At 42.0% G+C, this 24,502-nt stretch carries 13 protein-coding genes; all 13 read left to right on the forward strand.

The features are described 5' to 3' along the window. Nucleotides 1-10 precede the first annotated feature (10 nt). The 13 genes from ACYVNW_RS02810 (at nt 11) to ACYVNW_RS02870 (ending at nt 24,422) form a co-directional block, all read left to right on the forward strand. A complete protein-coding gene (locus tag ACYVNW_RS02810) occupies nt 11-3,196 on the forward strand; it encodes an error-prone DNA polymerase (protein WP_460678324.1) in 3,186 nt (1,061 codons plus the stop codon). 193 nt (nt 3,197-3,389) lie between these two features. Next, on the forward strand, nt 3,390-4,643 hold the full coding sequence (locus ACYVNW_RS02815; protein WP_460678325.1) for a YdcF family protein: 1,254 nt from the start codon (nt 3,390-3,392) through the stop codon (nt 4,641-4,643). An 18-nt stretch (nt 4,644-4,661) separates the two neighbouring features. After that, a complete protein-coding gene (locus ACYVNW_RS02820; RefSeq protein WP_460678326.1) occupies nt 4,662-5,540 on the forward strand; it encodes a hypothetical protein in 879 nt (292 codons plus the stop codon). Between the two features lie 447 nt (nt 5,541-5,987). Further along, nucleotides 5,988-9,209 (forward strand): SusC/RagA family TonB-linked outer membrane protein, encoded by a 3,222-nt coding sequence (locus ACYVNW_RS02825; protein WP_460678327.1) that lies wholly within the window; start codon nt 5,988-5,990, stop codon nt 9,207-9,209. 22 nt (nt 9,210-9,231) lie between these two features. Then, nucleotides 9,232-10,767 (forward strand): RagB/SusD family nutrient uptake outer membrane protein, encoded by a 1,536-nt coding sequence (locus ACYVNW_RS02830; RefSeq protein ID WP_460678328.1) that lies wholly within the window; start codon nt 9,232-9,234, stop codon nt 10,765-10,767. Nucleotides 10,768-10,827: 60 nt separating this feature from the next. After that, nucleotides 10,828-12,879: a glycoside hydrolase domain-containing protein gene (locus ACYVNW_RS02835; RefSeq protein ID WP_460678329.1), complete on the forward strand. Its 2,052-nt coding sequence runs from the start codon at nt 10,828-10,830 to the stop codon at nt 12,877-12,879. 14 nt (nt 12,880-12,893) lie between these two features. After that, nucleotides 12,894-13,805 (forward strand): glycerophosphodiester phosphodiesterase family protein, encoded by a 912-nt coding sequence (locus ACYVNW_RS02840; protein ID WP_460678330.1) that lies wholly within the window; start codon nt 12,894-12,896, stop codon nt 13,803-13,805. Nucleotides 13,806-15,002: 1,197 nt separating this feature from the next. Continuing rightward, the gene (locus ACYVNW_RS02845; RefSeq protein WP_460678331.1) at nt 15,003-18,092 is read left to right on the forward strand and encodes a SusC/RagA family TonB-linked outer membrane protein; all 3,090 of its coding nucleotides are present in this window, start codon (nt 15,003-15,005) and stop codon (nt 18,090-18,092) included. A 10-nt stretch (nt 18,093-18,102) separates the two neighbouring features. Further along, entirely contained in the window at nt 18,103-19,650 is a 1,548-nt protein-coding gene (locus tag ACYVNW_RS02850) for a RagB/SusD family nutrient uptake outer membrane protein (RefSeq protein ID WP_460678332.1), read from the forward strand. A gap of 31 nt (nt 19,651-19,681) precedes the next feature. After that, a complete protein-coding gene (locus tag ACYVNW_RS02855; protein ID WP_460678333.1) occupies nt 19,682-20,539 on the forward strand; it encodes a PKD domain-containing protein in 858 nt (285 codons plus the stop codon). Nucleotides 20,540-20,589: 50 nt separating this feature from the next. After that, a complete protein-coding gene (locus ACYVNW_RS02860; protein ID WP_460678334.1) occupies nt 20,590-21,438 on the forward strand; it encodes a glycoside hydrolase family 16 protein in 849 nt (282 codons plus the stop codon). Between the two features lie 118 nt (nt 21,439-21,556). Next, entirely contained in the window at nt 21,557-23,134 is a 1,578-nt protein-coding gene (locus ACYVNW_RS02865; protein ID WP_460680989.1) for a glycoside hydrolase family 30 protein, read from the forward strand. A 52-nt stretch (nt 23,135-23,186) separates the two neighbouring features. Next, entirely contained in the window at nt 23,187-24,422 is a 1,236-nt protein-coding gene (locus ACYVNW_RS02870) for a multiheme c-type cytochrome (RefSeq protein WP_460678335.1), read from the forward strand. The last annotated feature ends 80 nt before the right edge of the window (nt 24,423-24,502 follow it).

The following is a 24,502-nucleotide window of genomic DNA, read 5'->3' on the forward strand; positions in this document are numbered from 1 at the left end:
AACGCTGACAATGTTATATAGCGAATTACAAGCCACTAGTAATTTTAGCTTTCTGCGTGGTGCCTCTCATCCGGAGGAACTAGTGAGGCAGGCTGCCGCATTAGGGTATAAGGCGATTGCTATCACCGATTATAACAGCATGGCAGGGATTGTACGCGGCCATGCAGAAGCCAAGAAGCAAGGTATACAATTCATTCCCGCCTGTAGATTGAACCTGATAGATGGCCCGGCCTTGTTGGCTTATCCCACAAATAAAGCTGCTTACAGCAGGTTATCTGCTTTGCTGACGTTGGGCAATTTGAGAGCCGAAAAAGGAGAATGTCATCTATACAAGGAAGATGTGTATCAGCACCAATCCGGTATCTGCTTTGTGGTGGTTCCACCTGCAGGCCTGAATGATGCATTTGATTTTGAGCAAAACTTTATCAGCGCAATCAAAGAGTATCGGCAAAAATTTAAAGCCCAGTTGTATTTAAGTGCAAACCGCACTTATCAGGCCAATGACCATAAGCGTTTATTTCGCTTATCGCAGTTGTCCAAAAGGTTGGATATACCTATAATAGCTACCAACGATGCATATTACCATGTGCCCGAGCGAAGAGAGTTGCAAGATGTACTGACTTGTGTTCGGGAGAAATGCACAATTGACCGTGCTGGCTTCCTGTTATATCCTAACGCAGAGCGTTATCTGAAACCAGTTATTGAAATGCAGCGCCTGTTCAAGCAGTATCCAGCCGCCTTGGCCTGTACTGATGCCATTGCGAATGTCTGCACGTTCTCGTTGGATGAACTGAAATATATTTATCCTGAAGAAATTTGCAATACGGGCCGTACACCGCTGGAAGAACTGAAGTACTTAACCTGGAAAGGTGCCAGGGAACATTTTGGTAGCACAATTCCGGAAAAGGTTGAAAGTACACTGCACCATGAGTTGAAGTTTGTCGAGGAGATGAGCTATGCTAATTATTTTCTTTTTGTGTATGACATTGTTCGCTTCGCCCGCGAACAAGGCATCCTGTGCCAGGGGCGAGGCTCTGCTGCTAACTCTGCGGTATGCTTTTGTTTAGGTATAACCTCTGTTGACCCTTCCAAGTTTGACCTGCTCTTTGAGCGCTTCGTTTCCTCAGCCCGTAACGAGCCGCCTGATATTGATGTGGACTTTGAGCATGAGCGTAGGGAAGAGGTGATACAATATATTTATAATAAGTACGGCAGGGACAGGGCTGCCATTGTAGCTACTGTTACGCAGCAACGGCAAAAGGGCGCGATACGTGATGTGGGTAAAGCAATGGGATTATCCGTAGATACGGTGAACCGTTTGTCTGCTGCTATTTGGGAGCATACAGATGAATGGTTTGATGCCAGGCGGCTGGTAGAGCAAGGCCTCAGCCCTGATGAACCATTGCTCAAAAAAGTAATTGAGCTAACAGCTCAGATGCTAGGCTTTCCGCGTCAGTTGGGGCAGCACACAGGCGGCTTTGTGGTAACCCAAGGTAAGCTCTCAGATTTGTGCCCGATCATGAATGCACGTATGGTCAACCGTACCAACATTGAATGGAATAAGGATGATATTGATGTTTTAGGCTTTTTAAAAGTAGATGTTTTGGCCTTGGGTATGCTCACCTGCATCAGTAAAGCTTTTAAATTGTGCGAACAGTATTACAATCATCCGCTAACACTGGCCACCGTACCGCAGGATGACCCGGGTGTTTACCAGATGGCTAGCCGTGCCGATACCATTGGTGTATTCCAGATCGAAAGCCGTGCACAGCAGGCTATGCTACCCCGTTTAAAACCTAAAAAGTTTTATGACTTGGTAGTTGAAGTTGCTATTGTAAGGCCAGGCCCGATTCAAGGTGATATGGTGCATCCTTATATACTAAGGCGTAATGGTGAAGAGCCGGTAGAATATCCATCGCCCGAATTAGAAGCTATATTGAACCGCACATTAGGCGTACCATTATTTCAAGAGCAGGCCATGAAGATAGCCATAGTAGCTGCAGGTTTTACACCGGCAGAGGCAGATGAACTTCGCAGAAGTATGGCCACCTTTAAATTTAAAGGGCTGGTCAATAAGTTTCAGGAAAAGCTAATAAATGGTATGCTTGAGCGGGGTTATACCGAAGAATTTGCCCAGCGCATCTTCAAACAGTTAGAAGGTTTTGGCAGCTATGGTTTTCCGGAGAGCCATGCAGCCAGCTTTGCCTTGCTAGTTTATGTATCGCTATGGTTAAAGTGTTATTATCCGGATGTATTCGCAGTTGCATTATTGAACAGTCAGCCAATGGGTTTTTACCATCCGGCACAGATTATTATTGATGCCCGCAAACATGGAGTGGAGTTTAGGCCTGTAGATGTCAACTATTCTGAATGGGATTACACTTTGGAGAAACGAATTGCCTATTATGCTCCAGTGCGTATAGGCTTCCGGCAGGTGAGAGGGGTACGTGATCAGGATATCATCACCTTAATTGCCAACAGGGGCCAGCCTTATCAAACCATTGCAGAGCTGCACAGCGTCGGGGTATCACAAGCGACCCTGGAAAAGCTGGCAGATGCGGATGCATTTGGTTCTATGAAGTTAAGTCGAAGGCAGGCACTATGGGAGGTGGCCGCTTTGCAGGATACGCCACTGGGTTTGTTTAAAGATCAACCTTCAGAAAATGCAACAGAAGCACAAATCCAGTTGCCTTTCATGCATCCGGCAGAACAAGTGATGCAGGATTATGCATCATTATCGCTATCCCTAAAAGCACATCCGATAAGCTTTATTCGTCAGCAGCTTTCACGTTTAAACATACTTTCCAGTGAAGAGATTACTAATACAAAAGCTGGTACTAAAATTAAAGCAGCAGGTGTAGTGCTCTCCCGCCAGCGCCCTGGTACGGCAGGCGGCGTATGCTTTATAACCATTGAGGATGAAACCGGCACGGCCAACTTAGTATTATTCGAAAAGCTATTTGATATTTACCGAAAAGAAATACTCGGGGCTAAGCTGCTGATGGTCGAAGGCTGGTTACAACGTGAAGGGCAAGTTGTTCATGTGATTGTTAATAGCTGCCATGATCTCACTGGTATGTTCAGCCAAGCACTTGCCAAAGGTACAGAAATGCCATTTCAGGTGGATAACAAGCGGACACAGGTACGGGAAAATGCTGTTGGGGAAGTGTTGCCCAAAGCACGTAACTTTAGATAACAAAGCAGTATAGTGATAATTATTTAAATTAGTGAGTTGCCTTTAAATAATAAAGCCAACAAGCGCAATGTTGTAAATTTTACAAATCACAATTACTATCGGAGTTTAAGAAAGTATTAAATAAATCCAAATATTAATGTTGATTTGATATTTAGTTCATGCTTATTTATGTTTTTTGTTGAGATTATTATTTATGAAAAGATTAATATATTCCGCTTTACTATTGCTGATTTCGTCCAATTTGGCATTATCTCAATATAATAACACATCAGCGGTGAAATCTCCCTCTTCAGCCGATGAGTGGATAACGATGAAAAATTATTACCTGTTGTATTTGATTGAACAGAATACTGCGGTAAAACAACTGCTCACAACAGATACATCATTAAACAGCCTGACTCAATTAAAACGTACCAACTTGCAAAATGCGATTAGCAGTTGCAAAGAGGCTGGATGCCTGGTGGAAAGCATGAAGTTTACCGATAGCGAAATCAAGCAGGTAAGCAGCCGGTTGGCTAAGCTTTATCAGCCCGGCAATGCGCTGGGTAAACTGGTACAAACACAACTCATTCCTTCAGCGGCATATTACCTTTACAAAAGTTCTGCCCCGGCTGATTTTCTGGTAAAGGCATGGGAACAGGATGCCGCAGGAATTAACTACACCATTGATGTATATGCCGGTGGGAAGAAGCCTAATTATCCGCTTATTGATTCTATAAGTTTTAACACTAAACGCAAGGGATATTTCCCTTTGGTGTATGATGCTGTAACGGTTTTATCGGGCGATTCAAAGGCCGACCGCCTGTTTTTTCAATCGCCTTTAAGAGCCGCATTATTATTTCTGCAACTCAATGAAAGGCAGGATCCGGCTCATTATGAGCCGATGGCTGCTACTATCAACAAAGCTGCTGTTAACCAGGTAGCCCGCACCAATTGGAAGCAATATCCTTATACTGCCCTGCTGGTGCTGGGCGCCGGCCCGGATGACTTAACCACGCCCCTTAGTGCCGAAGGTATGCTCCGCTGCCGGCTGGCTGCACAAAGCTACCAGCAAAAGTTAGCGCCATTCATCATTGTTTCGGGCGGTAATGCGCATCCTTATAAAACAAAATATAACGAGGCCGAAGAAATGAAAGCCTACATGATTAAAGTACTGCACATTCCTGAACAGGCGCTAATTGTTGAACCCCATGCCAGGCATACCACCACCAATATGCGCAATGCAGTGCGTTTAATTTATCGTTATCATATCCCTACTGATAAACCTGTATTGGCTGTAACCGACAGATTGCAGCATAACGGCATTATCAATATGGCAGCGCGCTGTGAGCGGGAGTTAAAATATGTGCCTTACCGTTTAGGCAAATCTGTTGATGATACCGGGGTAGAGTTTTACCCGATAATAGATGCCTTCCAGATTAATCCTTATGAACCGCTCGATCCTTAGTAGCAATCTATAACCAGTATGAAGTATAAACTATTAACAGGTGTAATTGCACTGGCTTTGTTAGGCTATGCATTTACACACAAAGCCACAAACATGGCATTAACCCGCGAAACAACTATAGATTCGCTGGGTGCCTGCCAGGGTATATCTTATCAGAAAGGTAAAGTATTTCTATATGGCGACCGCGAAGTGGGTATCATACGGGAGTTCAAATGGGTTAACGACAGCCTGGTTGACCAGCACCACGAAATGAAGCTGACCCAAAACGGGCAGGATGTAATTAACCATCCTACCGGTATAGCCTGCCATGGCAATGCCCCGGTATTTATAGGCAATTCTATCCGCTTGAATACTGAAGGCACCAAATGGCGGGCTGTTATTTACTGTGTTGATTGGCAGGGGCTGCAAAAAACAGGCACACTTGATGGAAATTTACTCAACACCATTGAAGACGATGCTTGTATACAAGGCACCCGGCCCGAGTATGTACAATACAAGCATAAATGGTATGTAGCCACTGCCGATTATGGTGGCACCAATAACGAAGTACGCCTATATGACCCGGAAAAATTAAAAGTATGTAAAAAAACGAGCGATCCCGGTGTGCTGGTTAAAAAGTTCAGTTGTATGCCCTGGGTGCAAAACTTACACTGGGTAGCTGATAAAGGTATGCTGGTATTGATACAAAACCAGATAGAAGGGCGTAAGTGGCGGTTTACCTATGTAGATTTAGAAAAATCAATAAGTTCAGGTAAAATGCAGGCAGCCGACGAAATTGACATCAATAGCCGCCAGGATGAACTGGAAGGCTTTTCCTTATTAAATAACAGCAAACAAGGTATAGCAGTAACCTCATCGCGCAAAAACAATGTGAATTATATGAGTACCAACTGGTAGCTACAACGGGCTTGTTTCCATCATTTAAAAAGGCATCACAATACGTGGTGCCTTTGTTGTTTGTGCTTAATATAAACTTAATACAGTTGTACTATTGGCTTAAGGTTGCGCCTATACTTTTGTTGCCAATATCATAACTATTTAGCGCTGCTGTTGGCAAGTACTTATACAACAGATGTTCATTTTAACAATCCTTTAAATTACTGTCTGGTTCCATCCGCTATTAACCCAAGTGCCTATGTAAATAAGCTACCACATATTTCAATTGTGTACACAAAAAAGCCGAAAAATGCGCCAACATTTTCCGGCTCTGAAATCAATTGCCAATAACTCACAAAGCGGTCGCCTGCTTTACAGTTTTAACAATCAAAAATTAAACTTATGAATAAAAAGATTACTCCTAATCTTTTACCTGCCCTTTTAACAAAATTTAACCTTTTTCTCGTCTTGTTTATAGTTGGGATAGCTAATGTGCACTCAAGCGCTTTTGCTGCAACATCACCTTTCAAAATAGTATCAGGCACGGTTACCGATGACAATAACGAACCCTTACCAGGTGTAAGCATTTACGATAAAAACAACCGCGCAAAAGGTACTACTACCGATATAAACGGTAAATACAGTATTAATATTGAAGAAGGTACTACACTGGTATTCAGCTTTGTGGGTTACATTACCCAAGAGGTAAGCACCTCACAGGCCACCCCTGTTAATGTTAAACTCAAGCCACAATCAAATTTACTGAATGAGGTAGTGGCTATTGGTTACCAAACCCTGCGTAAAAGTGATGTTACCGGTGCCATCTCCAGCGTTAAAGCCAATGAGCTTAACCTTACTGCACCTACTTTAGGGCAGGCCCTGGTAGGTAAAGTTGCCGGTGTACAGGTATCGCAAACCAGCGGTGCGCCTTATCAGTCTACTAAAATACGGGTTCGGGGCATTGGCTCCTTTATTGCCAATTCCGATCCGCTGTATGTAATTGACGGTTACCCGGCGGGTAATGATGTATACATCAACCCGGAAGATGTGGAATCAATTGACATTCTGAAAGATGCGGCTTCTGCTGCCATTTATGGTTCGCGGGCTGCGGGTGGTGTAGTTATCATTACTACCAAACGCGGTAAAGAAGGCAAAGGCAAGTTTGAATATGACGTGCAAACCGGCTTTAGCCAGCTGGCCAAAAAAGTAAAGCTGCTAGATGCCGACCAGTTTGCGCAGCTGGTAATTGATGGCCGCAACAACGCCTATTATGATTTATGGACCAACTCGGGCAAAACATGGAACAACTCCATGTATTCAGACAATAATGCCACCCGTATTGCCAATGTAGGCAATGCCAGCAGTGTGAGCATTCCGCCTTATCTGTATGATTTTGCAACGCAAAGCCTTATTCATCAAACGGTAAATACCGACTGGCAGGATGAATTGTATCACAACGCTTTTTACCAGCGCCATACCTTATCGTTTTCGGGCGGCTCTAAAGATATCCGATACTATGTAAGTGGTGGTTATCAAAACCAGGATGGTATCATCCTGACTTCGGGCCAAGAGCGTTACAATTTCAGGTCAAATATTGAAGCCGATGTAAACAGCCGCCTGCATGTAGCTGCCAACATCGGTTATACGCAGAACTATAATAAGGAAATACAAGAAGGCCGCTTTGACCATGGACCTGTATTAGGGGCTTTAATTTATATGCCTTTCTTTCCGGCTTATAATGCCGATGGCAGTTTAGCTACCAATGCTGCAGCAGCACAATCATCAGCTTACGGTTATCAGAGTATTGAAAACCCGGTGGCACTGGCTACCCGTACCAAAATTACCCGTAAAGGTTATCGTACTACCATTAATGCCAATGCCAGCTACAAAATTTTGCCTGAATTGATTTTTAAGGCAAATCTGGGTACGCAAAACTATAATGAGAAGTATGAGTATTACTTGCCTACTACGCTAAGCAGCGGTGCAAACCCTCCGGGTTCGGCAGCTTCTATTGCAGCTGCCAATGCAGTAGCCACTACCACCAGCGTTAACGATCTGTTGGCTGAGTTTACATTAAACTACAATAAAAACTTCGGCAAACACCATATTGATGCCTTAGCAGGTAATACCGTACAACGCACAAATACCGATATTATAAGTGTTACAGCACGGGGTTTTCAAAATGATAAACAACCAGAAATTACAGGCAAGGGAGCCGATCCGTCGTTTTTTACATTGAACAACAATACAGGAAAAATAACTACCACCCTGTTTTCATACCTAGGCCGTATCAATTACAATTATGCCAGTAAATACTATTTAACGGCTTCTTTTCGTGCAGATGGCGCTTCCCGCTTTGGCCCTAAAAATAAATTCGGTTATTTTCCGTCGGTAGCTGCCGGTTGGACGTTATCCGAGGAGCCGTTCTATAACAACTTGCTGGGCGAGCAGTCTACAGTTAAATTACGGGCCAGCTGGGGTAAAAGCGGCAACTATAACATCAGCGATTATGGTTATTATCAATACTATTCGAACCCTACCGGTGTGGTATTCGGTAACAGCAGTGCAGTGGCCTCTGCAATTTATCCGCTGGGCATTGCAGATCAAAGTTTAAGCTGGGAATCAACATCACAGTACAATTTTGGTGCAGATATAGGCGTATTAAAAGGCAGGCTCTCGTTTATTGTAAACTATTACCTGAGTAACTCGCAGGATATATTATACCGCCAGCCTATTTCGGCTATATCGGGCAGTACTACAGTACTTACCAATTTACGCAATTCGCAAATCCGTAACAAGGGCTTGGATTTCCAGTTGGATGGCCGTGTTGTGAATGCTAAAGATTTTACGTTTAACCTGAGCGGCAATATTTCTCTCAACCGCAACATGGTAACCAAGCTGAGCGGCAACAATACCATTATTGTTAACGGCGCAGAGCGCTCGTACCTTACTAATATTACCCAGCAAGGCCAGCCTGTGGGTATGTTCTACGGTTTTAAAGTAGGTGGCATGGTTACCCCCGAAAACATTGGCAAGCTGGCCCCTTCGGCCTCGCAATCCAACCCGCTGCACGTAGGCGATTTATGGTTTGTAGATACCAATGGTGATGGTGTTGTAAATGATAACGATAAAACCGTTATCGGCACTCCTTACCCTAAATTCACGTATGGTTTTGCCTTAAATTCTACTTATAAAAAACTGGATTTCAGCGCCTCGTTCAACGGCTCACATGGCAACAAAGTGCTTGATGGCCAGGATTATTATCTGTACAACATGGAAGGCTCGGGCAACCAGTATGCAGATGTAGCCAACCGCTACCGCAATGCAGATGCACCTGGCGATGGTACTGTTTACCGGGCTTCGCGCGCGGGTACGCAAAGCAACAGCACGCGCTTGTCTAATTTCTACTTACAAGATGGCTCTTTCTTACGCTGTACCAATATTACTTTGGGCTATACCCTTCCTAAATTATTGAACGGTAAATTGGGTATTACCAATGCCCGGATTTTTGCCAGCGTAGTTAATGCATTTACCATTACCAAATACAAAGGCTACAACCCCGAGGTGGATTATAACTACAGCTCAGGTGCTTCAAACAACACCCAACCTGCCAACCTGGCTCCGGGTATTGATTATGGTGTATACCCGTTGGTGCGTTCGTACAACTTAGGTTTAAGGGTAACTTTCTAAATCATCAATTAAAGAAAACGAAATGAAAAAGAAGATATTGACTATTACCTGCTTTACCGCCCTGGTTGTTGCAGGTACTGCGTGCAGAAAAGGCGCATTAGATCAGGTTCCGCGTAACCAGGTAACCCTTGCAGCTGCATTAACCACGCCGAGCGATGTACTTACTGCCGTAAATGGTATCTACCAATCGCTGCGCAGCAGCAATAACATTGGCGAAAACAGCGGCCTCTGGACAGATGAACGCTCAGATGACACCGGCCGTAACGATAACCAGTCGAACGCAGGTGAGCCGTTTCAATTCAATGATTTTTCGTTACTGCCCAGCAACACTTACTTAAAAAGCCATTGGGTTTCTTTGTATGGTACCATTTCGAGAGCTAACGTGCTGTTATCGAACATTGACCAGGTGCCGTTTACCGACCCAAATCAAAAGCAGCAGTACATTGCAGAAGCTAAATTTTTAAGGGCATTAATGTATTTTCATCTGGTGCGCCTTTGGGGCGATGTGCCGCTGGTAACTACCAACTTTTCAACAGTAGATGAGGTAACCTCAGCTACTTACCGCGAAAAGCAGGCTACCGTATATGCACAAATTGTAGCTGACTTAAAAGATGCTTTAAACAGCAATCTGCCTAACCTGCAAACCGGTGCTGGCATTGGCCGTACCTCCAAGGCCGCAATTAATGCCACTTTAGGCCAGGTATATTTAACCATGGCCACCATGCTTGATCAGGCTAACCGCCAGGCCAATTTAAATAATGCCAAAACCTATTTGTTAAATGCTTACAACATGAAAAATTTTGGCACATTAAGCAGCATCCCTTATTCTGATGTTTTTGATGTAACCAAAAAGTCAACCTGCCCCGAACTGATTTTTCAAATTGTGAACAAGCAGGGTGATCCTACCTATAGTTCTTCTGTGGCAGCCAACAACCAGGCAAAAGGTGAAACCATTAATTCTTTAATTGTATCTTCGGGAGTGGGCGGCAATGTAAAGCCGGATTTAATTAAGGATTATGAAACCGGCGATCCGCGCATGGCTTATTCTGTTAAATATGCCAATGATCCTATTGTGAAGGATTACTTCATCACCAAGTTCAGGGACAACAGCGCCGCAGCATCAAATTTGGGTTATGGCGGTAACGATTGGATTTTAATTCGTTATGCTGATGTAATACTGATGCTGGCCGAAGTAAGTAATTACTTAGGTGATACCGGCAGCGCCATACAGTATTTAGATATGGTACGTGCCAGGGCAGGTATGCCAAGCTATGCCGTATCTATGGCAAACGCTGGCTACAGCAGCAAATATCCTACTTTAAAGCTGGCCATTTTGCACGAACGCCGTGTGGAACTGGCTTTTGAACATCATCGCTGGTTTGATTTGCTGCGTACCTTTACTACCGATGAACTGATAAGCTATTTTAGAAGCAAGAGCCAGGCTGATTATGGTATTGCCAAAGTAAGTAACTTTAGCAGTAAAGACCGTTATTATCCTATACCATTTGATGAGTATAAACTTAATCCGGAAAAGATGTATCAGAACCCGGGTTATTAATTTGTTTCAAACCTGTTTAAGGAGGAACAGTTGTTCCTCCTTTTTCTTTTATTTAGGCTTATGAAGTATTTATCTGCCCTTTTGTTATTATTTGTTTCCGCCCTGGCGGCAGCACAGCCGGCCAAACAGGTTAATGTATTCGTAGGCTCCTCGGGTGATCACGGGCAAATGTCGCCGGCTGCTTCTTATCCCTTTAGTATGCTCAGCATCGGGCCGCAAACCTATCCTAATTTGCACATGGGGTACGAGCATAAAGCCAAAATGTTTCTGGGCTTTACCCATAACCGCTTTGAAGGCGTAGGTTGCCAGGGCAGTGGAGGTAATATATTGATCAAACCCTTTATCGGTACCGATTCTGCAACAGCTTTACTTAAAGCTACAGAAAGCGCCGGGCCCGGGTTTTATCAGGTGGGTTTCACCAATGGCATAAAGGCAGAATTTGCCGTTGAAAGAAACTCCGGTACAGAAAATTATACTTTTCCCGCAGGTGTTCAAAAATGCTTTATGCTTGATTTAAGCCATACGCTCGCTAACCGTTTTGTAGCCGAAGAGCACCAAATACAAGGCAACGAAATTAGCGGTTGGATTGACTCGCGTACTACCTGCAATGTGGGTACTTACCGCGTTTATTATGCCATCAGGTTTGAGCAGCCGGTTGAGTTCGATGCCGTTAATGAGCATTGGCTTCTGGCAAAAAATAAAATTAAAACAAGCACTCAGGTGCAACTGCATATTGCGTTTTCTTCTGTTGATGTAGCGCATGCCCGTAATTCTTTAAACATTAACAGTTACGCACAGCTAAAAGCAAAAAGCGAGCAAGGATGGAACCAAGTGCTTGGTGCAATACAAGTTAAAGGCAGTGCCGAGCAAGAAAAGCTGTTCTATTCCATGCTTTACCGCACTGTGCAATCGCCGTATGTGGTATCTGAGCCTGATGGTACTTACCGGGCTACCAACGGCAACTTACAGCACACCAACACCGCAGTTTATAACGGCTGGGCTGTATGGGATAATTACCGTACCCAGCTGCCGCTGCTATCATTGCTTTTTCCTGACCGGTATCAGGGCATGATGAATTCAATTGCCCAATTATATACTTATGGCAAAAAGGATTATGCCACGCAGCATGAACCGTCTAACACTGTGCGTACCGAACATGCCATTGTTGTACTGTTGGATGCTTACCGCAAAGGCTATAAAATGAACTTCAGCCAGATTACTGATTCGCTTATTGCCGAGGTAAACCGCTTGGATTTTTCCCACCCCGATAAAGCTTTGGAATCGAGCTACGATACCTGGGCGCTATCCCAGATACTGGCGATAAGCGGCAACACTACATTAAGCCGTGAGTATTTGCAAAAAGCCGCTGATTATCAATCTTACTGGAATAAGGATTTTAAAGATTTAAGCAAGCCCGATGTTGACCGTGTTTCTGCACGGGGTATGTACCAGGGTACCGTATGGCAATACCGATGGCTGGTACCGTTTGACGTAAAAGGATTAATCGCCTTAACCGGCGGTGAGCAGGCTTACCTGCAACAGTTGGATACTTTCTTTGACAACGATTATTACAACCATGCCAACGAGCCTGACATACAAGCGCCGCTGATGTACAACTTTACGTCTCAGCCCTGGAAATCGCAAGCCCTGGTGCATAAGTATGCGGCAGATACGGTAGTGCAATATTACTTCAATGACAATAGCCGGGGCATTGATCCTTTTGTGGGCGTTATTTACCAAAACAAGCCCGATACCTATGTGCGCACCATGGATGACGATGCGGGTGCTATGTCGGCCTGGTATGTGTTTGCCGCTTGCGGTATTTCACCCGCTTGTGTGGGCTGGCCGGTATACTATCTGAACGTGCCTTTGTTCAAGGAAGTGAAGTTTAACCCCGAAGGTGGTAAAACCTTTATTATACAGGTAAAAAACTTTGCGGCTAATCATAAATACATTCAATCTGCTACGCTCAACGGCAAGCCACTCGACCGCAACTGGCTCAGCCACAAAGAGGTTACCACAGGTGGCATGCTGGTTATCACAGCAGGCCCAAAGCCGAATAAAAGCTGGGGAACTACCCAACAGTGGATATCAAGTATCGATGCAAAATAGAAGCTATAACAACAATGAAATTTAAATTTTTAACTGTGCTTTTGTTGCTTTCAGCAGGTATAAGTAATTTGTATGCACAGCGCAAAAGCCATGCAGACAGCTTAGTTGCTCAGCTGCACAACCCCAACGATAAGCATGTAATGGTTGCCGCCCACCGGGGCGACTGGCGCAACGCGCCTGAAAACTCATTACCGGGTTTTAAAAGTGCTATTACTATGGGGGTAGATATTATTGAACTGGATTTAAACAGAACTAAAGACGGCGTTATTGTAATTATGCACGATGCCACCATTGACCGTACTACCGATGGCAAAGGGAAACCATCTAACTATACTTGGGAGGAACTGAAAAAGTTTCATCTTCGCAACGGCTTGGGCCGGGTAACACAAAATTCAATACCAACGCTGTTTGAAGTGATGCAACTGGCTAAAGGCAAAGCGTTGATTAATTTAGACAAGAGCTATAATTATTACCCCGAGGCCTATCAGATATTGAAGCAAACCGGAACATTAAGGCAAGCCATATTCAAAGCCGAAGCACCTTATGAAGAGATAAGCAAACGTTACCCGGAACTGTTAGACAGCATTGCCTACATGCCTATTGTAAACTTAGATCAACCCGATGCCCGGCAAATCATCACTACCTACCAGCAGCACATGAAGACGGTAGCGTTTGAAATGAATTTTAAAACGGATACTTCGGCAATACTAACCAATACAAGTTTCATCAGGGCACACGGCTCAAAAGTATGGATTAACTCCTTATGGCCAAGTTTGAATGCAGGGCATGATGATGACCGCGCCGTTGAAAACGGAGATGTGAAAAACAGCTGGGACTGGATTATTGCACGTGGAGCAACCATCATTCAGACCGATAGGCCCAAAGAGTTGCTTGCTTATTTGAAAAAGAAAAAGCTACATTATTAACTATCTGCTTAGGTAATTCTTTATCAAGATAGGTGTACCTGTGTTTTTCAACTGGCTTGATCTAAGGTAAACGGAAAATGTTGCTGTAGCGAAATGCATCAGTTCTAAAATCTTCGGTGTCTATACTAAAGTTGCTTTCCTGACTCACTTGTACGAAGCGTCATTTAAAACTAACAACAATTTAAAACCTTTCATCATTCGCTGTCCGGTATTTTTTATACGCAACTTGAACGAAAAGTTCTGATTTCATCCGAATTTTTCTCTTGGATCAAATTGTTGCATAGGCAATAATTGGTGTGGCAAACTGTAACTTAAATAATGATACAGAGTAATTTCGCCACGTTGCATTTGGTCAATTATTAATATAATTAAACTTTTGGAGGCTTGTACACGTACGTCTACATGTTTTTGACTTTCTGATTTTTCGGTAGGGGCATTGTAATGACCGACTTATTTAAGGCCGGCTTGAGATTCATGGGCTTCTGAATTTTCAGTAGCGCATGATTAATGGTCATCCTCTCTGTTGATCTGTCAATTTAATGAATTTTCCGTTTTGCACCGGATTGGATTGTGTTTTAAACCACCATCGACGGGCCCAAAGGAAGCAGCACCTTGTTGCCTTCGTATATATCGGAATCTGTTTCGATTTCAGCAGGGCATTGTTCAAAACTTCCACCAAAGCATTTCAAAATCTTACCAATTCTTGGGGGGTAAATAATACCGGGTGAACCAGGAAAAAAGAACAACCTTCCCTCTCATGATTCAAAAAAATAACAGATATCAATGGCGGTTTTTTTAAAGAAAAAACAACTAAAAACCTATTGTATTTAACTTAATTTCTAAAGTTAATTAAGAGCGTTAATTTATTTCCTAGATGCTTTTTAAAGACATAAAGTATTGACTATTAATTAAATAACAAATTTTGCTCTTGTCCATTAAATATATTGGCAAATTTGTAAAAGTCTTATTTACAACTGGTTATATAATCTCTTATATGATTAGGCCTTAATTATATACATTTGCGCAACCAATTACTGCCTGGCACTTCAGGCAGACAAACAAAAGGTAAATCATTTTAAACTTTTAAATTATGCATGTAAAAACATAAGATAAACTTTTATTGCTCTTGCGCTATGCTGTAATAGCATTATTAACAATAATAATTTTTCAAATTCACAATCAATTTAATTTTAATCCATGAGAAGGAAACTTACTCTCTTTTTCTTTTTACTACTTGGCTGTATTGGTATAGCCAGTGCGCAAAGCACCATTACCGGTACAGTCACTGATAAGTCTGGTCAGTCTCTTCCGGGGGTAACTGTGCGTGTGCGCGGAACTTCAAGCGCTGCAGCTACAGATATCAATGGCAAATACAAAATTTCTACACCTCCAAATGCAACATTGATATTTTCATTTGTAGGATTTACCAATCAAGCTGTGGCAGTAGGAGATCAATCTGTGGTTAATGTTACATTAACCGAAACTACCAATAGCTTGAATGACGTTGTTGTGGTTGGTTACGGAACACAGCGTAAAAGTGTTACCACCGGTGCAATAGCAGGCGTAACCGCAAAGGAGTTCGAAGATCAGCCAGTTACTCGTATTGAGCAAATACTTCAGGGCCGCACCGCAGGGGTAACCGTTGGTACCAGCAGTGGTCAGCCAGGTGATGGTGGCTCAGTTCGCGTTCGTGGTATTACATCATTTAACAATAACGATCCGCTATGGGTAGTTGATGGTGTAGTAGTAGACAACGGTGGTATTGGTTACCTTAACCAATCAGATATTCAATCTATAGAAGTATTAAAAGACGCTGCTTCGCAAGCTATTTATGGTACACGTGCTGCTGCGGGTGTAATTTTAGTAACTACTAAAAAAGGTCAGTCAGGCCGTTTGCAAATCAATTATTCCGGTTGGGTAGGTACACAAGCACCAGCCCGTAAGCTTGATTTGTTGAACGCTACCCAGTATGCTACACTGCGTAATGAGTCAAGCGTAAATGCCGGAGGTGCCGTTAAATTCGCTAATCCAGCGTCATTAGGACAGGGCACCGATTGGCAATCGCAAATTTTTAACAATAGTGCAATTAAGCAAAATCATGAGTTGAGCGTTAGCGGTGGTGGCGATAAATCTACTTTTTACACATCTTTTGGCTATTTAGATCAAAAGGGTATAGTTGCCTCTCCAATTTCACAATACAAAAGGATAAACTTCAGGGTTAATGAAACCTACAAACCAGCTAAATGGTTAACTTTTGGTGAAAATATAGGTTATACTTATAACAAAACCTTAGCAGTTGGAAATACCAACAGTGAATTTGGTGGTCCTTTAAGTTCAGCTATTAATCTTGATCCTACAACTCCTGTTTTAATAACAGATGCAAATGCTGCATCACAAAGCCCATACAATAATACCGGAATTGTACGCAATGCACAAGGTTACCCATATGCAATTTCAAGCAATGTTGGCCAGGAAATTAACAATCCGCTGGCTTACATTCAAACCCGTTTAGGTAATTATAATTGGGCACATAACATAGTGGGTAATGCATATGCAGAAGTTGAACCCATCAAAGGTTTAAAGTTCCGTTCTACACTGGGTACAAAACTTTCATTTTATGGTAGCGAAGCATTTACACCGGTGTCTTATCTAAACTCATCGACCATTACTTCGCAAAATAATTACAATCGTCAATCTACCCGCTTAACTAACTGGAATTTAGAAAATACTGTTTCCTATACCAAAACGTTCGGTAAGCACAACCTTAACGTATTGTTAGGTCAGGGCGCTTACAGTGACAATAACAGTTATAGTACAGGAGCAGTTTATTACAATTTACCGGTTAATACCTTTAATGATGCTTCATTAAACTATAACATACCAGCTACGCAAAGAATAGCTAATGGTAGCGAAGGCCAAGAGCACCATGTGAGCTCATTGTTTGCACGTTTAAATTATGACTACCAGGAAAAATACATTTTTCAAGGTATTATTAGAAGAGACGGATCATCAAGATTTGGTGCAAATTATAAGTATGGTAACTTCCCATCGTTCTCATTGGGATGGGTACCTACCAAAGAAAGTTTCTGGCCAGAAAACAAAGTGGTTGATTTCTTGAAAGTAAGAGGTGGCTATGGCGTAGTTGGTAGTGATGCGATTGCTGATAATGCGTTCCTTTCTACAATTGGTAGTGGCCGTAATTACAGCTTTGGAACAGGAGATACCTATTTAATTGGTTACAGCCCCAACGCACCATCTAATCCTAACCTGAAGTGGGAACAAACGGCTCAAACCAACATTGGTATAGATGCGGTTTTATTCAATGACTTTACGATTACCTTAGAGTGGTTTAAGAAGAAAACTACAGGAATTCTTCAAAATCCGCCTATTCCGTTTTACACAGGCGCAATTTCTAACCCGGCAGCCAACGTAGGCGATATGAGCAATTCCGGCCAGGAATTGTCTATAGGTTATCACCGTAATGTTGGTAAATTTAAACTTGGTTTTGACGGTAACGTGAGCCACCTGAAGAACGAAGTTACCTATTTGGGTAATGCTCAGCAATACTTAGATGGTGCTGGTTTCCAAAACATTCAGGGTGGCATAACCAGAACTACTGTTGGCCAGCCCTATGGCGCATTTTTTGGATATGAAAACTTGGGTATTTTCCAAACTCAGTCGGATATTAATACGTACGTTTCAAGCAAAGGTACCCGGATACAACCTAACGCACGACCAGGTGATTTTAAGTTTGCTGACATAAACGGAGATGGTCAGATTACTGATGCCGACCGTAATTATATTGGTAATCCATTCCCATCATGGCAGTTTGGTTTTACTTTCACGGCAGCATATAATAACTTCGACTTTTTAGTGTTCGCACAAGGTCAGGCAGGTAATAAAATATTCCAGGGCTTGCGTCGTTTGGATATCACCAATGCTAATTATAACACCAGAGCGTTAACCAGATGGACAGGCCCGGGTACTTCTAATACTTACCCGATATTGGTAGATGGCGACCCGGATGGTAACTTTAACAGAAACTCAAGCTTTTATCTTGAAAATGGCTCATACCTGCGCTTCAAAACTATCCAGTTAGGTTATACTTTGCCTAAATCATTAATTGGCCATGTTGGCATGCAGAGAGCACGTGTGTATGTGAGCGGCGAAAACTTAATTACGTTAACTAAATATGACGGATACGATCCTGATATCAGCGGCAGTGTTGACCGTGGTTATTATCCTCAGGCGCGTACCTTCCTGGTTGGTTTAAGTGTAGGATTTTAATAATTAAATAATGAAAAGACATATAAAATATTTATCAATTTGTGCTGTAGCAGGAACAGTTGCAGTAGTTTCCTGCAAACGCAGCTTTTTAGACGTAAAACCTAAAGGCACTGATTTGGAGTCAAACTATTACACAAACCAAACAGAAGCTTTTAATGGCTTGATAGCTATATATGATGTGGTAGGCTGGCAGGGCGGAGGTTTGGTAACCAAAGAAGGTGCTATGGATGCCGCCTCTGATGACCATTATGCTGGTGGTGGTAGTGCGACAGATGTTACCGATTTGCAAGTAATGTCTAATTATACATTGAATTCTGCTCAAGGTCCGTCTAACGAATTATGGCGGGCTGGTTTTTCAGGTGTGTTTAGGGCAAACTTTTTGCTGTCAAAACTTCCCAGCGTTCCAATGGACGAAAATACTAAGAAGAGATATGCAGCCGAGGCTAAAGCGCTTAGGGCATATTTTTATTTTGACCTTGTTAGGCTGTTCAAAAATGTACCATTGTTAACTACGCCAGTAGCAGCCGACCAAGTGTTTAATGTGCCGCAAGCTACACCTGCAGCTGTATATGCTCAGATAGAGCAGGATTTAAAAGATGCTATCGCTGAGTCTAATCTGCCTAATACAGTTAATGTTACAACTGATGGTGGCAGAATAACAAAAGGTGCTGCGCATGCGCTATTAGGTAAAGTTTACTTATATGAACAAAAATGGGCTAATGCTGCAACTGAACTTAAAGAAGTAAATGGTACCCCGGGGCAGTTAAATGCTACTTATGGCTATCAATTGCAAAGCAACTTTGCAGATTTGTGGAAAACGAAAAATAAATTTAATAGCGAATCTATTCTTGAAGTAGCTCACTCTTCGCAATCAGGAGGTAACTGGGGATGTACTGCATGTACTGAAGGCAACATACTGAATGTAATGGTAAACCCGCGTGATTACACACAACTTAAAGCAGGAGCGCCCGATTATATTGCGGGTTACAGCTTTTTGCCTTTTACTGTTGATTTCTTTAACTTTATTCACAATGATCCGCGTAATGCTGCTACTGTGGCTAACTTGGATAGTTTGAAAAAAGCGGGTATTGCTAATTATACACCAGGCTACATGAATACAGGCTACTTTATCAACAAATTTGCCGGTCATACTGCCGACAAAACAACCGGAGGTGGAGATGCAGTGTTAAATTACCCTCAAAACATTTATGAAATCCGCCTGGCAGATACGTACCTGATGGAAGCAGAAGCTATAATTAAAGGCGGAGGCGATATGAGCCGCGCTGCTGCTTTAATGACTGCTGTTCATACACGTGCTTATAGAGACGGTACTACCCATGCATTACCAGCAACTTTGGATGCCATTAAAAGTGAAAGACGCGCCGAACTGGCGGGTGAAGGCCACAGATGGTTTGATTTAGTAAGATGGGGTGATGCTGCAAATGTACTTAGATCAAGAGGATTTGTAGCCGGCAAAAACGAGATATTACCTATACCTATGTCTGAGCTAAATAACACACAAATAAAGCAAAGCAAAGAGTGGGGAGGAACATTATAATTTACCTTAGTTAATTAATGTATTTTAAAATATGAAACTTAGAAAGAAACAAGCATGTGCATTATTAGCATGTGCGCTTACAGCCGGCATTTATGCCGGTTGTAAACCTGAAAAATTTGGTAACGGTAATGGTTTGGATGCACCGAACCTTTCATCTTCATTCACTGCTACCCCATTAGCTAATAAGCCTAATTACTATATTTTAAAAGCAGATGAAGCGGGCGTAACCAGCTACAAGTGGGATTTAGGTGATGGTGGTGGCTCAAACAAAGGAAGTTCAATTGATACCGCGTTTTTCCCTGATGCTGGCAAATATACAGTGACACTATCCGTTTCAGGAGCAGGAGGTACAGTAAAAACGTCTTCAAAAGATATCACCATAGCCAACTCTGACCCAAAATCAGGCAATCTGGTTTTAGGCGCAAAAATGCAAACCGGTGATGATGCTTACTGGAAACATATTACTATCTCACCAGGTGTAACAATGACTATGACTAATGGTAAAATGGTTGCCATTGGCGGAAATAGTGGTCATGCTGCTGTTTATCAACCAATCAACGTGGTTGCAGGCCAAAAATACAAAGTGGATATGGTTGTTTCAGGAAGCGGTGCAACTGATACCTGGTTTGAAGTTTATGTAGGTACTGATGTACCAAAAGATGGCCAGGATTATAGCTCAGGGGGTAAACTGATTTCGTTAAACACATGGTCAGGTTGCGGAAAGTCCAATTTTAGCGGCAAATTATCTTCTTTAAGTTGTGACGGTCCAGGAAATACAATTACTTTCAAAAATTCTGGTGTAGTATACTTAGTGATTAAAAGCGGTGGTGCTAATTTAGGAACTACTGGAATATCCTTTAGCAATGTTGAGCTTAGGGGAGTAAATTAATTATATTTCACAAGCCGCCTGCAAAGCAGGCGGCTTTTATTTTTTTGTAAATGAAGATAACAATACTAATTACAGGTTCCGCTATTATATTAAGTGTTTTATCATGCTCAAAAAAGACGAGCGATACACTACCCGATTTTGTGCCAATTCAACAAGCACCCAAAAATTACACTTTCGAAAGTACCCCATCCTGGTCGGATGATTTTAATGCAGATGGCGCACCCGACGCTTCCAAGTGGGGTTATGATGTAGGTGGCAGCGGATGGGGAAACCACGAGTTACAATACTATACTAATACAACCGATAATGCTGTGGTTAGAAATGGTATGTTGAATATCATAGCAAAGAAAGAACCTATGGCGGGCATGAATTATACATCTGCCCGTATGGTTTCAAAAGCGCCTGCTAATTTGTTATATGGTCGTGTTGAAGTAAGGGCAAAAATTCCTGCAGGTTTAGGTACATGGCCCGCCATTTGGATGTTGCCTAACGATTATGCTTATGGCAGCTGGCCCAATTCAGGAGAGATAGATATTATGGAACATGTTGGGTATGATCCGGGTAACGTTCACTTCAGTATTCATGATCAAGCCAACTATGCTACAAATTCGAAGACAAGCACAGCTTATATTCCAAGTGCCATGGCAGAATACCATTTATACCGTATGGATTGGACACCTGAAAGCATAAAAGGCTATTATGATGATCAAATTGTTTTTACCTTTTTGAATGATGGAAAAGGCTCATTTGCAACCTGGCCTTTTGATAAGCCTTTTCATATAATGCTCAATTTAGCTGTAGGCGGAGATTGGGGTGGTGTCAAAGGAGTTGATGATAAAATTTTTCCTGTTGCAATGCAGATTGATTACGTTCATTATTACAAGATGCTCACAAACTAATCGCAGGTATTTAAAATATAGTAGCAAGCGTGTAGATTTCAAGCTATTGGTATTAAAAATAGTACCAGATGGCTGCTCTTCAATATTCAGCCTTTGAGGCATCACCCAGCAGCTGTTGATGCAAATTACTATAACCCGCAAAAGCTACCCAACGACAAATAATAATTACGATTTTGTATCATTTCAAATCCTGTTTTTACCTTTTTCTCATCTCAAACATTTTCCTATGAAATATACACATAAACCGGGGCTAATTTTAAATTTATTGATCGTATTGATACTGGTGCAGTTCGGTTGTAAAAAGAAAGGTGATAGCAATAATGAACAACCAATCAGTCAAAATAAACCACCGGTTACCACTGGTAAATCTGATGTGGCGTTGTGGCTTACGATGCCTGATCGGACAGTACAATTTGCTAAACAAAATGTAGGCTTAAATTTTTCAACGGAAGTAAACAATAATCCAACTATTGTAGTAGATACCACCCAAACATACCAAAGTATTGATGGATTCGGATTTACTTTAACGGGAGGGAGCGCCAGTTTAATCAACAGTTTGAGTGCCGACCAGCAGAACAACTTATTGAAAGAACTGTTCACAACAGACAGCACTTATATTGGCATCAGTTATCTTCGGATAAGTATTGGAGCATCTGATTTAAGTGCTACAGCTTTTACTTATGATGAGCTGCCGGCAACAGTTAATGAAGATCCTAATCTGAATTATTTTAATATTGATAAAGAGCGAGCCGATTTAATTCCCGTATTAAAAAAGATCATTGCGCTCAATCCTTCCATTAAAATTTTAGCATGTCCCTGGACTGCTCCGACCTGGATGAAAAGTAATGGAAGTTATTCAGGCGGAAGCTTGAAAACACAATATTATGGAGTCTACGCACAATATTTTGTAAAATATATCCAGGCCATGAAGGCGGAAGGCATAACCATCGATGCAATTACACCACAGAATGAGCCCTTAAATCCTACTAATAATCCGGCTATGGTGATGCAGGCTGATGAGCAGAACTCCTTCATAAAAAATAATTTAGGGCCGGCATTTAGAAATGCAGGTATAAATACCAAAATAATCTGTTACGATCATAATACTGATCGGATAGATTACCCAATAATTTTATTGAGCGATCCGGTGACTAGTCAATACGTGGATGGTTCTGCTTTTCATTTGTACGTAGGTACAATAGATGCGCTTGCACCTCTGCACAGTGCCTTTCCAAATAAAAACATTTACTTTACTGAACAGTGGACATCATCAACAGGCAGCTTTAGTGGTGATTTGCAATGGCACATTAATAATCTCATTATTGGCGCTACGCGTAACTGGAGCCGCAATGTAATTGAATGGAACCTGGCTGCTGATGCAAATACAGGTCCTCATACCAACGGCGGATGCACTACCTGCCAAGGAGCACTTACTATTTCAAATAATAATACAAGTCGTAATGTATCATATTATATAATTGCCCATGCTTCCAAATTCGTTCGGCCAGGTTCTGTGCGTATTGCCTCAACAGTAATTAGTAATTTACCTAATGTGGCATTTAAAACGCCAGATGGAAAAAAAGTACTAATTGTATTGAATAACAGCTCTACTTCACAGAATTTTAATATTAAGTTCAATAACAAATTGGTAAGCCCGGTATTGAATGCCGGTGCTGTAGCTACATTTATCTGGTAACACTAAAGGCTCTATAAGAATAAATTACTTGTGTTAGATTACCTTAGTTTACATGAATAAAGGCAGATTAATATTATATGCAGCAATATTTATGTTGCCTGTCATGTTAATTTTTTCGCAATGTTTTACAGACCTTCCATCTAAAGATCCGCGTGGTATATTGTATGCAGGTTCAAAAACCTGCATACAATGCCACAAGGATATTTACTCGAATTATTTACATACAGCGCATTTTCAATCTGTACAACTGGCAAGCAGTAAATCAGTGAGTGGTAGCTTTGAGGCGGGCAATAATAGTGTTTTATATAATGACGGTTTTGAAGTTGTAATGCAGAAGTGCAAATCAGGATTTTATCAAGCTGCTTATAGGGATGGCAAGCGCCTGCATACTGAGCGAATAGATTTAGTTTTTGGAGGCGTAAAGGCGGAAACTTATTTATATTGGAAAGGAAATGAGCTTTACGAATTACCAGTCTCTTACTTCAAACGTTTACATCAATGGACTAATAGTCCTGGGTATGCAGCCGGTCAACCCAATTATAGTCGTATGATTGTTAAGCGCTGCTTCGAGTGCCATAGCTCATTTGTAAGCGAAGCTTCAACACAAACGTATACCATGCATTCTTCTACGAAATACAATAAAAGCTCGTTAATATTAAACATCGACTGTGAACGTTGCCATGGCCCTGCTGCTAATCACGTGAATTACCACAATGCCTATCCCGGTTTAAAGAATGGGATGTACATTGCGCGTTACAGTAAACTTACCAGAGCGCAAAAAGTTGATATGTGTGCGGTTTGTCATTCGGGTAATAAAGGCGCAATGTACAAATCTACTTTTTATTTTAAACCCGGCGATACTCTAGCCACCTATCAGGAGCCGGATTTTGTACAGCAACACACTAATCCAGCCACTTTGGATGTGCATGGCAATCAAACCCAAATGCTTGCCGCCAGTGCCTGCTTTATCAAGAGCAGTATGGATTGTGCTACCTGTCATAACACCCACCAGCAAGAACGTGATAATTTAGCTATGTATTCGAAACGCTGTATGCAATGCCATAGCACTACAGACCACAAATTTTGTAAAATGCTTCCTAAGCTTGGAAGCGCAATATTAAACAATTGTATTGATTGTCATATGCCTGCTAAGCCATCAGATGCTATCCGTGTACAAACAGGTAATAAAGCACTCGTTGCACCTTACATGGTAAGAAGCCATCGAATTGCTATATATCCTGATATTACAAAACTGAAATCTTACGTAAAAAGCATATCGCATTCGTAATAAAATGAAAAATAACGTATTCTTATAATAATTGCGATAAGCAGCAAAGAAAGAAGTGTATTGCTTTTTTATATGTAGGC

The organism is Mucilaginibacter koreensis (genome assembly GCF_054783355.1).